The sequence below is a fragment of the Enterobacter sp. BIGb0383 genome (assembly GCF_003751845.1).
Classification (GTDB): Bacteria; Pseudomonadota; Gammaproteobacteria; order Enterobacterales; family Enterobacteriaceae; genus BIGb0383.
In genome coordinates this window covers 126,434-141,744 of record NZ_RJKQ01000006.1, presented here as the reverse complement: position 1 = coordinate 141,744, position 15,311 = coordinate 126,434, and the positions used below count along the sequence as shown (strand labels likewise).

General features: G+C 55.2%; 12 protein-coding genes. All 12 read left to right on the top strand.

The window, feature by feature from the left end; all coding sequences use genetic code 11:
* Positions 1 to 1,227 (top strand): triacylglycerol lipase (locus tag EDF81_RS22295; RefSeq protein ID WP_123362960.1); only part of this gene is annotated, 1,227 nt, incomplete at its 5' end.
* 11 nt (positions 1,228 to 1,238) lie between these two features.
* Entirely contained in the window at positions 1,239 to 2,330 is a 1,092-nt protein-coding gene (locus EDF81_RS22290) for a T6SS immunity protein Tli4 family protein (RefSeq protein WP_123350353.1), read from the top strand.
* 99 nt (positions 2,331 to 2,429) lie between these two features.
* On the top strand, positions 2,430 to 3,554 hold the full coding sequence (locus tag EDF81_RS22285; protein ID WP_123350352.1) for a T6SS immunity protein Tli4 family protein: 1,125 nt from the start codon (positions 2,430 to 2,432) through the stop codon (positions 3,552 to 3,554).
* 122 nt (positions 3,555 to 3,676) lie between these two features.
* Entirely contained in the window at positions 3,677 to 3,937 is a 261-nt protein-coding gene (locus EDF81_RS22280) for a PAAR domain-containing protein (RefSeq protein ID WP_123350351.1), read from the top strand.
* A gap of 2 nt (positions 3,938 to 3,939) precedes the next feature.
* Positions 3,940 to 5,055, top strand: coding sequence for a hypothetical protein (locus EDF81_RS22275; RefSeq protein ID WP_123350350.1), 1,116 nt, complete (start codon positions 3,940 to 3,942; stop codon positions 5,053 to 5,055).
* A complete protein-coding gene (locus EDF81_RS22270) occupies positions 5,052 to 8,483 on the top strand; it encodes an ImcF-related family protein (RefSeq protein WP_404851507.1) in 3,432 nt (1,143 codons plus the stop codon). Before EDF81_RS22275 ends, EDF81_RS22270 begins: the two co-directional genes overlap by 4 nt.
* The gene (gene tssA / locus EDF81_RS22265) at positions 8,483 to 10,069 is read left to right on the top strand and encodes a type VI secretion system protein TssA (protein WP_123350348.1); all 1,587 of its coding nucleotides are present in this window, start codon (positions 8,483 to 8,485) and stop codon (positions 10,067 to 10,069) included. Before EDF81_RS22270 ends, tssA begins: the two co-directional genes overlap by 1 nt.
* Before the next feature lie 26 nt (positions 10,070 to 10,095).
* On the top strand, positions 10,096 to 11,859 hold the full coding sequence (gene tssF, locus EDF81_RS22260) for a type VI secretion system baseplate subunit TssF (RefSeq protein ID WP_123350347.1): 1,764 nt from the start codon (positions 10,096 to 10,098) through the stop codon (positions 11,857 to 11,859).
* Positions 11,814 to 12,917, top strand: a complete 1,104-nt coding sequence (tssG, locus tag EDF81_RS22255) for a type VI secretion system baseplate subunit TssG (protein ID WP_123350346.1) — start codon at positions 11,814 to 11,816, stop codon at positions 12,915 to 12,917. The genes tssF and tssG overlap by 46 nt, the downstream gene beginning before the upstream one ends.
* A complete protein-coding gene (gene tssJ, locus EDF81_RS22250; protein WP_123350361.1) occupies positions 12,898 to 13,434 on the top strand; it encodes a type VI secretion system lipoprotein TssJ in 537 nt (178 codons plus the stop codon). Before tssG ends, tssJ begins: the two co-directional genes overlap by 20 nt.
* 1 nt (position 13,435) lies before the next feature.
* Positions 13,436 to 13,879 (top strand): type VI secretion system baseplate subunit TssE, encoded by a 444-nt coding sequence (gene tssE, locus EDF81_RS22245; protein ID WP_123350345.1) that lies wholly within the window; start codon positions 13,436 to 13,438, stop codon positions 13,877 to 13,879.
* A gap of 41 nt (positions 13,880 to 13,920) precedes the next feature.
* Entirely contained in the window at positions 13,921 to 15,264 is a 1,344-nt protein-coding gene (locus tag EDF81_RS22240) for a VasL domain-containing protein (RefSeq protein WP_260232764.1), read from the top strand.
* The last annotated feature ends 47 nt before the right edge of the window (positions 15,265 to 15,311 follow it).

The following is a 15,311-nucleotide window of genomic DNA, read 5'->3' as shown; positions in this document are numbered from 1 at the left end:
TGGGGATCCGTAGCCTTTACCAGTTATGCGACCTTTCTGGATTGGTTGCAGTGCTGTCTGAATGACTTCGACGAGTATAAAAACGGAGAGCGTTACCGTTTAATGGATTCAGTAATGGAAACGGAAATGGGCGATGTGACCTTAAGTAAGGAGGAGATAGATTTAAGTTACCGCTATATTTATCCGGTTTTTGCGGTCGGTTATAACTGGCTACAGTCGAATGCTGACTCTGCGAAAGACTTGGGTAATAAAATCGACGAAACCATTAAGTTTTACAGGGAAAAGGGGCGTAAGTGTGAAAAGGTGATACTCATTACCCACTCTATGGGCGGCCTGGTTGCACGTCACTATACTCAAAATATGGACGGTGAAAAAAATGTGTTGGGTGTGGTGCATGGCGTGATGCCGTCTCTCGGGGCCGCGGCCACCTATCGGAGAATGAAGGCGGGTACAGAAAACCCACAAGGAGATGTAAAGGGGTGGTTTGCTTCTCAAGTGTTGGGCGCTGATTCCTGGGCTATGACGGCGGTCCTGTCGCAGTCACCGGGACCACTACAGCTTCTGCCTGGACGTGAATATGGCAGCCACTGGCTAAAAATTATCGATGGAAAATATACATACTCTTATCCTGATAATAATCCTTATGAAGATATCTACCTCCAGCGAGATAAGTGGTGGGGTTTATGTGATGATTCGCTTATTAATCCGGGGAAAAGCTATACACAACAAGCGCTAAATAATGACTGGTTGTCATTTGCGACAATAATAAAAGAAGATGTGGCCATTTTTATTGAATCCCTATCAGGTAAATATCATTCTAATACCTACTCTTTTTATAGTGCAGATAAGGCATTAACCTCTTATGGTGATGTCTGCTGGCAGGCAAAGACGCCGCCAGTTGACGAGTGGATAAACCGCCACCGCTCCAGGGATGCCAGCCAGGGACGAATTGTGGATAAAAGCGAACGTCAGGAGATACGGACCATAGCCAGTCCCTTGTCTGAAGGAGGATGGGCCAAAGGCATAAAACAGACTTACCAGATCCTGCCAGCAGAAGAAGGGGGAGACGGTACGGTACCGGTACGTTCCGGTCGTATCCCTGAGAATCGGTTAAAGGCGCGTTATCAGGTATCAGTTGGCCATGAGCCTGCCTATCAAAGCCCGCTGGCACAGGAATTTACCCTACGGGCGCTGGTAAAGATTACCCAAAAAATTAAATCCAGTTAAAAGGCGCGCATATGAAGCTCAAAAAAACACTTGCCGTTGCCGTGCTACTGGCAGCCGGTTTTGCCGGCTGGTGCTGGTACAGTTTTCTTCCCCCACAGATAACACTAAATAATAAGGAGCGTGTAAACGTGGAGCATTTTTTACAGGAAATGAAGCCTCGCTGTATTGGCCGCTATGCGATTGACCTGCCGGATACTTTTACTACCGACCCCGCTAATGTGATGGCATTTATCAATAAATCACCTGTCCGCTATAAACGGATTTACCGACCGGCATTTGAGCAAAAAGTGCGACTGCGAGAGGCTGCGTTAAAAGAAGAGAAGACGCTAAATGCGCTGGATTTACCATTTCTTAAAAAAGTATATTCCCTACCGGTGGGAATGGAAGGGGTGATATTTGAAAGGAATGATAGTCAATCGCGGCCGGACTCTGCGCGTGTTCTTGAAGCTCACTTATATACAAATGGGGTTGCAGTTGAAATTGAGTTTAAATCAAGAAATGGATTGTCTTCACGATACAATGATGACAGGCAAAGTATTCCGGAGTTATATGGCAATAATGTACCTCAAAGGCTGGCTGAACTTATAAATCTGCTAACACGGATTTCGGGTAAAAAAGAAACGGATATTCCAGTAGTACCAGGTTTTTGTCTGCCGGAAATTTTTATTGCTGATGGTCAAGAAGAGCAGGAAGAAAGTATTGATGTTATTTATAAACCTTCAGGTTATCCGATGTTAAAAATCAGTTTTGATACAGATAACGTCAGTCGCCCGGGAAGTTCACTGCTGGAAAGGAGTGTGCTGATGAAGCAAAAAATCAGCGAAGCAGAAGGGCGCACGCTTGATAATGGGGAACGTAATATAAACGGGTTATATGCGGAACAGTGGCTGGCTGAAGGTAATACAGGTGACGGGATCGGCGAGAAAGCATTTCGTTTTGCAGTGAATATTCATGAAAAAACAGCGGGGCCAACAACTCCCCGGCTGTCGGTCAGCTTTGTCCAAAGAGGTCTTGAGGGGAACGGATTACTATCCGAAAATGAAGCGATAAGTGTATGGCAGACAATCACTGATACGTTAAGAATGCGGCCCGGCGCATACTGAGATTGTCCAGTTAAGAGATGTAAAAAATGAAGAGGATTATTGCTGCTGTAAGAATATTTTACGTTAAAGGATAGGACTGGATGGCAGGAAGGAGGAGGTATGCGCGTAAAATTATTATGGGTTGGTTTATTTCTTGGCCTGGCCTTGGTAAGCATAGTGTTAACCCGAACGTTACAGGCCAATCCTGTAGCAACAGAAACGGCTCATGTGAAAGAATTATTGAGCGAAATGAAAACGCACTGTGTAGGGCGCTATTTATTTGATTTGCCTGTATCTTTCTCTCTATCTACAGGAACAGAACCGCTGGAAAAAGATAGTTGGATTGCCGTTATCAACTGGCCAGATCGCACTTATAAAACCTATATCACCAGTAAGCGTATGTACTACCCGGCGTTTGAACAAATGCTCAAAAGACGAGAGCAGGAATTGCGTGAAACCCGAACTGATAATCCCCTCAATATGCCATTCTTGAAAAAAACTTGGCCGTTATCAGCTGATATGAAAGGGGTTGTTTTTGAAAGGAATCTGGATGTTAACTCCAATGACTCGGTTCGTACGCTTGAAGCCTATCTTTATTCAAATGGTGTGGCTATTAAACTACAAAAGGAAAGTATAAATGATTTGGCCCCTCGCTATCAAAAGGATCGCGAAAGGCGAGGTGGTGAAACAAATTACATTCCTGGCGATCTTGAAAAACTTAGGGAATTGTTCTCCCGAATAAGAGGTCGGGGTAAAGACGAAATTCCAAATGAATCGGGAAGTTGTATTGCTAATGCCTTTATTGAAAGGCGTTTAAATGATAGCGAGCAGGAAGATATCACTCATTTATTTTCCAGCGAAAACCTGCCAGGCTTTGATGTAGAGGTAAATACTAATAACTTTCAATGTGATGAAGAAGGTATACTGGAGCGAGCAGAAGACATTGGTGAGGCTTTGTCTGGAGTTAATGCAAGGATAATACATAAAGGGAGTCGTGAGATAAACCTCCTGAAGGCAAGTGAAATGTTAATAACCGGTCCTAAACCTAATAATGATTACCCTGTTTATATATTTGATTTGTATGCTAATGAAAAACGCGGTAGCAATAAAAGCCCTTGGGTTAATATCAGTCTGAGTAATGAAGGTAATGTGAATATTCCACCTGCTGATTATAATCAAGAGGAGTTGCTCATCTTTTGGAATGCCATTACCCGGACAGTTCGGATGCGGCCTGTTGCGGAATGATTGCGAGCTGATGTCAGTGTTTTCATGGTTTATACTTCTTCATGATTTAGATAATAAAATAGATGTTATTTTTTTCACTTCCACATATTTAACGCTCATAACTACTTAAAGAGGTAAATGTTATGCCTGCACTGGCTTGCCTTGGCGATGCGACGACGCATGGCGGTAAGATTATATCTGCTTCATCTTCGATGTTTATTAATGGTCTTCAGGTGGCATTGGCTGGAGATATAATATCCTGCCCTATCCATGGTCCTAACCGCATCATTGAGGGAGATCCTCGTGCCTTTGAAAATGGTGTCTCGGTTGTAGTACATGCTTGTCTGTGTGAATGTGGCTGTAGAATAATCAGTTCACAGACTCACAGCATGATTGAGTCCTGAACATGTCCTGGCCTATCCCGAATATTCCTGTAAAGGCTGTCATGTCTTCTCCGGATTATAAGCGCTGGAGTATCATTTTGCTGGCGATGTCGCTGGCAGGTGTGTTACTCGCGATTTATCCCGGAAACTCGACAAGTTATGGTCAGATTTTACTGTATGGCCTGTTGCCTGCAATATTGCTCTGGTTGTGTTTTTTTGGAGGGGTATTTTATCGCTATCAACGCTCTATTAATGCTCTCCTGCTATGGAGTGCGGAAACGAAGAGAACCAAACAACTGTGGCAGCGCTGGAGCAGAAAGCAACAGATTGTGGTAAGTAATGTCGTACTGACTCCGGAGGAAAACGGTGTTTTATCCCTGCTGGGAGAACCTGCAGATGTTCCGGCTTATCCGGCAAAAGCGCGAGCATTATTTACTGAATTATCCACGCTGGAAAAGCGCCTGGCCTATATCGATCGGGAAACGGAAAAGCAATGTCCCGGCTATCGTCATCATCTCGGGAAGATTGAGATTCAATATTCGGCGAGATATCAGACAGGAGTCATTGAACAGGCTGTTTATAATCGATGGGATCTCTTTCCTGAGTGTACAAACACAAAAGAATCATTTTGTGCCGATGATAACAATGAACAGAGTGGGCTGATTCTGCTACTTTGCGTGCAAGACTGGGGGGGGAGCCAGGCAGAGCAATACAGCGAATTTATCACTGCGCAGCTGATCGTTTCGGAGCATTTCACCAGCAGGGCGGTATTTCCTGTGATTGCCGGTGTGGGACGGTTACTCTCTTCAAATTCCCTGCCCGACGCGCTGGATATGTTGGTTGAATATAATCGTCTGGAAACGACGAAAATGCGTTATGTTTGGTTATCAGGTATGGATAATGATGAACGAGTACGATTGATTCAGCACTTAACATTAAAACAGTGGCCATTACCTGAAAGACATCCTTTCATTTCCCTCGACCACTCATTCGGACCACCTGGTCCTCTAATGTTTCCGGTAGCGATTTCTCTTTTGACCGATGCCGTTAAATTTACCAACGAAAATCAGTTGATTATATTCGTCGATGCGAAAAATAATTATTCAATATGTTTTATTACCCGGGAGCTATTTTTATGACCAAGGATGTGTCATTACGGAAGAATCATTATAGCATAACCGGATATATGATACTCGTCATTGCTCTGGCGGGCATTTGTGCTTTGCTTATCTTTATCTGGCAGGATGAACTCTCTGCCAGACAAATAACAAAACACATAGCATGGACGGTCTGGGGCGTTTTTTTTTCCTTTTTGCTGATTCTTGCCGTCATGTTTTTTTTTCTACAGCGGCATCAGTACAAAAAAGCACATGTATCCTATCGACCAGAAAACATTCTTTCTGGGACAGAGAATAAAGAGTTACAGGCGCCCCCGGCCGTCAGCCAGTTACCTTCAGTTGATGAAATTCGTCAGACTCTGCGCCACCTCTATGGTCGTTTCTGGTACCAAAAAATCCGTATCCTCCTTATCGCCGGCTCTCCGGACGACGTGGAGTCATTGCTTCCCGGCCTCACCACCCAACTCTGGCAAGAAGATAAAGCCACCCTTTTACTCTGGGGCGGTGATTTCAACCCCCCGGAAAACGACCCCTGGCTGGCCGCGCTGCGCACGCTGCGCCGTCGTCCTGCGGACGGGCTGGTCTGGGTGACCTCGGCCTTCGACAGGCTTGCCGCGCCAGAACTGTCGCAGCCGCAGCCGGTTCCCTCTGAGAGCATGGTGGACCGGATTGCCCACGCTATCAGCAGCAAAATGGACGCGCTGGGCTGGCAGCTGCCGCTGTATGTCTGGTCCCTGCATCCCCGGGCCGGAGAGCCGCAGGGGCGATTATCCCAGGCCACGGGCTGTCTTTTGGCCGGTGAAAAGCATGTTGATGAGTTAATCGCTCGTCTCCAGGCGCTGTCGTCGGCGCTGCTGGCCCCGGGGATCGAGCAGCTGTGCGGCTCAACGCGGGATCGCTTCCTGCTGACGCTGGCCGACCAGCTGATTCGCGAGCCTGGTAGCGTGGCGGAGCCGCTGTCTGTGATGCGTAACCCATACCGGCCGCTGCCGCTGGCGGGCGTGGTGTTCAGCCAGGTGACTGCCGGGACCGAACGCAGCGGGCAGCATCGCTGGGGGATGGATAAACGCTGGGATATCCTGCCCCTGTCCGTCCGCGCGCTGCCGTCCGGGCTTCGCCCGCGTCGGCCGGGCGTGCCCTGGCGTCGGGCTATGGCCCCGACGGCTGCGGTCCTGATGGGCCTGTGTGCAGGCTGGATAGTGCTCTCCTTTATCAACAATCGCAGCATGATTGCGGAGTCTCAGCGCCAGGCAACTCTGGCCTCGGCGCAGCAGCAGCCGTTAGCCGAACGTCTGCAGGCTCTGGCGGCGCTGCAGAAAACGCTGGCCCGCCTGCAGTACCGTTCTCAGCACGGGGTTCCCTGGTATGAACGCGCCGGGCTGAGCCAGAACAGCGCCCAGCTTAATGCCCTGTGGCCGCGTTATCGCGCCTCGGCGCAGCCTCTTCTGCGCGATGCCGCCGCCGGTCATCTTCTGATCCGCCTGAACGCTTTTACGACGCTCCCGCCGGGCAGCCCGCTGCGCGAGCAGCGGGCGAAAGCGGCTTACGAGCAGCTGAAGCTCTATCTGATGCTGACGCGTCCTGAACATATGAATGCCGCCTGGTTCAGCACCACGCTTGTCGCTCAGTGGCCGCAGCGTGAAGACGTCAAAAATAGCCTCTGGCAGGGGATGGCGCCCTCGCTGCTGTCGTTCTACGGCGCAGCGCTGGCGGCGCATCCGGGGTGGCGCTTACCGGCGGACGAAAGCCGGATCGGCCAGACGCGATCCCTGCTGATCAACCTGATGGGGGTCCGCAACAGCGAATCGACGCTCTATCAGAAAATGCTCGCGCAGGTGGCGCATCTCTACAGAGATATGCAGCTGAGCGATATGACCGGGGACACCGATGCGCCCCGGCTGTTCAGTACCACGGAGGTGGTGCCGGGGATGTTCACCCGTCAGGCGTGGGAGCAGGCGGTCCAGCCCGCGATTGCCAGAGTGGTAAAAGAGCGCCGGGATGAAATGGACTGGGTACTGACGGACAGCCAGCAACAGCCGCAGCAGGAAGGCTCCCCGGAAGCGCTGCAGCAGCGGCTGACCGGGCGCTATTTTGCGGACTTTGGCGGGGCATGGCTGGCGTTTCTTAACAGCCTGCGCTGGAACCGCACCGCCACGCTGTCCGACTCCATTGACCAGCTAATCCTGATGGCGGATGTGCGCCAGTCTCCGCTGGTCGCTCTGATGAATACCCTTAACGTGCAGGGACGTACCGGCCAGACGGGCGGGGCCATCGCGGACTCGCTGGTTAAGTCGGCAAAGAACCTGCTCGGCAGGGAGAGCCAGGATGCCATTGACCAGAGCGCCGGCGTTCAGGGGCCGCTGGATGCCACTTTTGGTCCGGTGCTGGCCCTGCTCGATAAAAACCGTGCCGGTACCCAGTCCCAGAGCCTGCAGTCTTACCTGACGCGGGTGACCCAGGTGCGTCTGCGTCTGCAGCAGGTCACTAACGCTGCGGATCCGCAGGCGATGACCCGGACCCTGGCGCAGACCGTGTTCCAGGGCAACGCCGTCGACCTGACCGAAACCCGGGACTACGGCAGCCTGGTGGCTGCCGGGCTGGGCCAGGAGTGGAGCGGCTTTGGCCGGATGATCTTTGTCCTGCCGATGGAACAGGCCTGGCAGCAGGTTCTTACGCCGGCGGCGGACAGCCTTAATGCCCAGTGGCGGCAGGCCGTGCTTAGCGAATGGAACAGCGCCTTTGGCGGCCGTTACCCGTTCAGCAATGCCAGCAGCGATGTCTCTCTGCCCCTGCTGGCGAAATACCTCAACGCCGACGGCGGGCGCATCACGCAGTTCCTGCAGACGCGGCTTAACGGCGTTCTGCACCGGGAAGGCAGCCACTGGGTACCGGACAGCATTAACGCGCAGGGGCTGACCTTTAACCCGGCGTTTTTGCAGGCGATGAATACCCTGAGCCATATCTCGGATGTGGCGTTTACTCAGGGCAATGCCGGAATGAATTTTGAACTGCGGCCGGGTACCTCGGCGGGCGTGATGCAGACCGGAATGATTATCGACAGCCAGAAACTGACGTACGTTAACCAGATGCCGCAGTGGAAGCGTTTCACCTGGCCTGCGGATACCGAAGCGCCGGGGGCGAGTCTGAGCTGGATCAGCAGCCAGGCCGGTACTCGCCAGTATGCGGATATGCCCGGTGCCTGGGGATGGATACGCCTGCTGGACAGCGCCTCGGTCAGCGCGTACCCGGGTGTAAACAGCAGCTACAGCCTGAGCTGGAAAGCGCAGGACGGACGCGCCCTCAATTACACCCTGCGCACGGAGGCGGGAGAAGGGCCGCTGGTGCTGCTAAAACTGCGCAATTTTCGCCTGCCGGAGACTATTTTTAGCGTGGATACCTCACCGTCCCGGACGGACATAGATGATGCTGATACCCAGGAGATTGACTGATGTCCTCATTGAATGTACTGCTCAGCGCCTGTCAGGCAGAGCGTGAGACATTGCTACAACAGAGCCGTGAACGTATCACCCTGTGGGAGAACTGGCTGCTGCCCGTTCCCGGGAGTTCGCCGGTAGGGGAAGACCCTGGCTACGACGACGACTTTCAGCAGATGCGGGAAGAGGTGAATAAGCTCTCCGGCGCTGACACGGAGCTTATCTGCCAGCTGGCAGAGAAACTGCTGACCTCCACGGCCAAGGATATTCGCGTAGCAACCTACTACTGCTGGGCGAAGCTGCACCGGGAGGGCGAGCGGGGCCTGGCGGATGGTTTAGCGCTGCTGGGTGGATTACTGGAGCGATTTGGTTCTCAGCTGCATCCTCAGCGCGGCCGCAGCCGTAAAGCCGCGCTGGAGTGGCTGGCGGGTTCGCGAATGATGGACAGCCTCTCCCTCTATCCGGAAGTAGTCCGGGAAGATGCCCTGCGTACCACGGGGGCGCTGCTGCTGATTGCCGGTATCACCGACCCTGAGCCGGACGACACGCGTCCGGCGCTCGGAGGACTTTACAGCGCCCTGGAATCGCGTTTGATCAAAGCGGGCGGCGTGGATGCGGTGGTGCCACAGAACGTCGGCGACGGCGGGCCCGTGGTTCGCAACGAGGTGCCGGAACTGAGCCGTATCACCTCCGGACAGGATTTACTGACCCAGGCGCGCACGCTTACCGCATACCTGCGGGAACAGCCCGATGGCTGGCTGGCGGCACACCATCTGATGAAGAGCCTGCGCCATGACACCCTGCACAACATTCCTGCGCCGGATGCGGCAGGGCGGACCCGCATCGAACCGCCGAGGGCCGATCAGCGGTCGCTGCTTAAACGACTCTACCTGCAGCAGAGCTGGAGCGAAATTCTGGAGCAGGCCGACAGCGCCTTCTCTCGCGGGGCAAATCATCTCTGGCTCGATCTCCAGTGGTATATCCACCAGGCGTTGCTTAAATCCGGTCAGGACGTCCTGGCCGCCATGATTATCGCCGATCTCAAGGGGCTGCTTAACCGCCTGATCGGCCTCGAAGGTCTGGCGTTTAGCGACGGCACGCCGTTTGCGGATGAAGTGACCCAGACCTGGATACGCCAGGAGGTGATGGCGTCGGCGGGCGAGTGGGGCGGCAAAATGGCCGTTGCGTCCCCTGCCGACCACAGCGACGACATCCTGCAGCTGGAGCCGGAAGCCTTGGCGCTCGCGGACGGGGAAGGTATCGAAGCGGCGCTGATCTGGCTGCAGAGCCGTCCCGGTATTCACTCTGCGCGGCAGAAATGGCTGCTGCGGCTGCTGATGGCCCGGGTAGCCGAGCAGTACGGCAAGAATGATCTCGCTGTCCATCTGCTTGCCGAACTGGGCGAGCAGGCAGAGGACGTTACGCTGGGGCAGTGGGAGCCGGGGCTGCTGTTTGAAGTGCTGGCCCGGCATTTGAAACTGCTGCGCATCAAAGCCGGGAGAAGCGAAGCGGATAAAGCTCGGCTGAATCCCGTGATGGAACAACTCCTTGCCGGGCTGATTACGCTCGATCCGGCGCGTGCGGCCGTGCTGTGCGGCTAACGTTATAAATCGGAACCTATCAAAACATGGAAGATTTAACCCTGCGTTATTACGACGCTGAAATGCGTTACCTTCGGGAAGCCGGAAAGGAGTTTGCCGAGACCCATCCCGACCGGGCCGCCCTGCTAGATCTGGATAAAGCCGGAACGCCGGACCCGTTTGTCGAGCGCCTCTTTGAGGGCTTTGCGTTCTCGATGGGGCGGCTGCGGGAAAAAATTGATGACGATCTGCCGGAGCTGACGGAGGGCGTCGTCAGCATGCTCTGGCCGCACTATCTGCGCACCATTCCGTCACTCTCCATCGTCGCGTTCTCGCCCGCGCTGCAGGCGATGAAAATGGCCGAAAAGGTCGCTCCCGGGCTGGAGGTCTACTCCCGACCGGTCGGGCCGAAGAATACCGTCTGCCGCTATCGCACCACCCGCGAGATGATGCTTAATCCGCTTGCCGTCGCCGGGATCACCATGACCACGGAGCCGGACGGCCGTTCCCTGCTGAGGATCCGCTTTGCCTGCAGCGAGCAGGCTGACTGGTTGCAGGCCGACCTCAGCCGCCTGAGCCTCTATCTGGGTGCTGAGGCACCGGTGAGCACTCAACTGCACCTGATGCTGACCCGTCGTCAGGCCGGGCTCTATCTGCGTTTGCCCGGACAGCATGACCGTATCCGGCTGGATGGCCGGTTCTCGCCGGGTGGATTCGGGGAAGAGGATGGCCTTTGGCCGAAGGGCGACACGGCTTTCAGCGGTTATCAGCTGCTGCTGGAGTACTTTACCTTCCGCGACAAGTTTATGTTCGTCCATCTTCATGGCCTGGAAGGCATCACCCTGCCTGCCGGAACCGGGTACTTTGATATTGAGGTGGTCTTTAATCAGCAGTGGCCGTCGGAACTGCCGATGACAGATGATGCCCTCCGTCTGCACTGTGTGCCGGTGGTCAATCTGTTCACGCTGGAAGCCGATCCGCTGACGCTGTCCGGGCTGGAGAGTGAATACCTGCTGCGACCAAAACGTCTCCAGGACGGGCATACGGAGATCTACTCCGTGGATGCCGTGAGCGGCTCAAATCGCACCCATGATGCGGAGTACGTGCCGTTCAGCAGTTTTCGTCACAAAGGCGGCATGATGCGCCGGCATGCGCCGCCGCGTTACTACCATACGCGCGTAAAGCGCGGCGTGAGCGGGTTGCACGACACCTGGCTCATTCTGGGCGGATTGCACTGGGAAGAGGATCGCACCTTCGCCCGGGAGACCGTCTCGCTGCAAATCACCGGTACCAACGGGCAGTTACCTCGCCGGGCGCTGCAGAGCACGCTGCTCGACCGCTGTGAGCAGGTGGTGCAGACCAGCATGACGGTAAGAAACCTCTGCAAGCCGACGCTGCCGGTTTACCCCCCCGTTGAAGACCGCTTCCACTGGCGCGTGCTGAGCCATCTTGGCTCCGGCTTTCTCAATATGATGAGCAGCGCTGAGGTGCTGCGTGGGACGCTGGCGCTCTATAACTGGCAGGAGGATGAGCTGAATAATCGCCGACTTGATGCGATACAGCGCGTGGAGCACCACCGTATCCAGCGTTTTGAAAGGGGGTTTTTGCTTCGCGGGCTGGATATTGAGGTCACGCTCGACGGCCAGGGTTTCACCGGGGAAGGGGATATCTTCCTGTTTGGTGAACTGCTTAACCGCTTCTTTGCCCTCTATGCCGATATGAACCAGTTTAACCAGCTCACCCTGATTGTTCAGCCAGAAGGAAAATGCATCCGGTGGAAAGAGAATCACTCCCCGCGTCTGCCCGGCTGATGGCGCAGCTGGGTGACCGGCTGTCGTCGGTCAATTTTTACCGCTTCTGTCAGCTGCTGGAGCAGTGCGAACCCGACAGCGCCGTGATCGGCAGCAGCTGGCAGGTACGCCACGAACCGGTCCGCTTTCGTCCCCATCCGGGAATGGGGTTTCCGGCCTCTGAACTGAAAGACCTGGAAGCCTCTGAGTATCCCCATCTGCCGCCCACCGTCCGGGTGACATTTATGGGATTGTACGGGGTCGAGTCGCCGCTGCCGACGCACTATATCGATGATATTACCCAGCGTCGGGAAGGCGTTGAGGCCACGACTGACTTCCTCGATATCTTCAACCACCGCCTGATCGCCCAGTACTATCGCATCTGGCGCAAGTACTCTTATCCCGCGACCTTCAGGGAGGGTGGGAAAGATGAAACCTCCCGGTATCTGCTGGGGCTGGTCGGCCTGGGTATTGAGGGCTGTGCCGAAAATATTGCCACGCCGGTATCCCGCTTTCTGGCCCTGCTGCCGGTGATGCTGCTGCCGGGGCGGACGGCGGAAGGGATGGCGTCTCTGGTGCGGCTGCTGGCTCCGGGGACGCAGGCAAAAATCTGGCACCATGACAAACGCCGCGTGCCGCTGAAAAAGGCGCTGACGATGCAGGTTCGTCAGCCGACCACCCTTGAAGGCGGGCCGGTGATGGGCGCCTATGCCACGGACGTCAATAGCCAGGTCCTGATGCAGCTGACCACCGCCTGTCCGGAGGAGGTTCAGGGATGGCTGCCGGGTGGCGATCTTCATAGCGATTTAATGGCCCTGCTACACGTCTATCTGGGTTCCCGACTCGATGTCCGGCTGCAGCTCTGCGTGGCGCGGCATCTCCTGCCGGATGCCACGCTCAACAGCACGCCAGGTGCAGGCCATGCTCAGCTGGGGCGCACGGCGATCATGCGTCCGCTTAATGCGGCTAACCCGGCGCAATTCGCGAAAACAATAACCATTAATCTGGGGCGCTATGAGCGTGTTCAGGAAAATATTCACCGCAGGGAGACCGATGAAAATGGAGATTATCACTGGTAGAGGTACCCGACTTGCTCTGGCATCGGGTATCGCAATACTGCTGGCAGGCTGTGGCCTGACCCAGAAAGTCACGGAGGGAACGGTCGCGATGACCCAATCCCTTTTTTATAAGCAGGTAAAAACCCTGCATCTTGATATTCATGCCCGTGAAGCCATCAATAACAACGCGGGCGGTATTGCTCTCTCCACGGTGATACGGGTTTATCAGCTGAAAGAGAGGACCGGTTTCGACAGCACCGATTATCCGTCCCTGTTCGCCGATGATAGCCAGGCGATAAAAGCGGATCTGCTGGCGGAAAAAGATATCCGTTTACAGCCGGGCGGGGCGGTTACCGTAGATATGCCGATGGACAAAAATGCGCAATACGTTGCCGTTGCCGGGATGTTTATCTCACCGGACCAGGTGAATAACACCTGGCGGGTGGTGCTCTCGCGGGACGATCTCGATCCTGACAAGGCCCGGGTTATTGAGGCGAGCAACCATAGCCTGACGCTTCTGCCGTCAGAGGAGAAGTGAAATGAAACAACCGTCGCTTTATGAAATGCTTTACGGCAACTTCTCGGGGGGACTCGACCTGGACCAGGTCAGTGAAGAGAACCAGGTGATCCTCTCCGTGCTCGATAATATGCAGCAGATCCTGAATTGTCGCGCCGGTTCGCTGGCGCATCTCCCTGACTACGGCCTGCCGGATATGACCAAAATCCTGCAGGGCATGCCCGGAACCGCCCACCAGTTAATGGACATCTTTTCAGCCGTGCTGTTGAAATATGAACCGCGGCTGAAAAAAGTGTCCGTGGCGCTGCTGGAGCAAACCCAGCCCGGCAAACTACGTTACGCGATTGATGCCGAACTAAAAGGAGTCGGCCTTGTGCGCTACGGTACCGAATTTATGCCGGAGGGCAAAGTGTTGCTACGCCACCTCAGGCAACAGCAGCTGATGTCGAATCGACCGGTTTATTAATCCTCCCTCCTTACTTTTTACTCTTTGACGGAACAAACCCTGTGAAAAAGGATAAACATCTGCGGGTTGGCGACGACCCTCGTGCACTCCCCGATTATATCGCCCTGCGCGATGAACTGATGAAGCTGTCCCACCCTGCGCGCCCGGACGTGGACTGGAAATCCGCCGGGCAGCTCTGCCTCGCCCTGTTTGAACATAACGGCGTCGATCTGCAAACGGCGGCCTGGTATACCCTGGCGCGAACGCATATTGCCGGTCTGGCGGGGGTCAACGAAGGGCTGGCGCTGATTAATGCCCTGACCATGTACCAGTGGCCGATGATGTGGCCGGGAAGTACCCCGGCGCGGGTGGAGATCCTCACCGCGCTGCACCAGCGGCTGCAGAATGCGTTCCGCAGGCTGCCCCTTAACGATCGGGACGATCTGCCCCTGCTTTATCAGACCGAAAAAAGCCTGGCGGCGCTTACGGAAACCCTGGCCCGGCACGAGCTAAAGCAGGCCTGCCGTCTGGATGTGCTGCAGCAACAGGTCGACCAGGCCATTACCCGGCAGGAAAATATGCCGCACGATGCCAGTTCGGAAGCGGCTACCCCGCTGCCCGAACAGGCGATGAAGGTCATACCTGCACAAAGCGCAACGGAAGCGGCGCGGCTGGTTTTTGTCGTGCGTCAGGAGCCACCGGTCCAGGTCGCCGTTGTCACTCCGCCCGCAGAGCGGGGCAGGGCGAGAGCCTTTATTGCTGGCGCAGGCAGCGCACTTATCGTCGGTGGACTCCTGCTCTGGGGCTGGAAAGGGCTGTATGCCTCTTCCCCGGCACAGCAGCAGCTGGCGGCATCCCTGACGCCGCTGCCGCCGTCCCTCTCTGCGGAACAGTTAACCGCGCTTCGCCAGGCGTCCAGCCGGGACGCCCGACTGGTCGAGCGCACCGGGGAACAGCTGGCCTGGCTGATGTCGCTGCCGCCGGACTGGCCATTGCGCTACGGGCAACGGCTGGTTTCACAGACGCAGGCTATCCTGCCGGAGGATCCCGCCGTCGCGCAGATGCATAAAGCATGGCAGCAGCAGATCGCGGCGTCAGCCCTGGCACCGGCGTCCCTGAATAGCTGGCACAACGGGATGACCCGACTGCAGAAACTGGCGGATCGCCTGAACAGCCTGGATGAAAAGCGCGGCAAATACATGACCGTCAGCGAACTGAAGTCGGACGTCTTTGCGGTGACCCAGGCCTTTAATCAACATCCGCCGGTAGAAGAATCCCTGCGTTTGCTGGCGGAGAGTCGTCCGGAGAATGGATCAGCAGAAGCGCAAAAGAGGCAGAGCGAGTTAATGCTCAGGCAGTTACTCGCCCGCTACGCGCTGCAGACGCAGGCGGAAGCGGTTAAATAACACAACGGGCAGGGGTTTATCTGTTCGCTGTACAGGGAGCCCGGCCT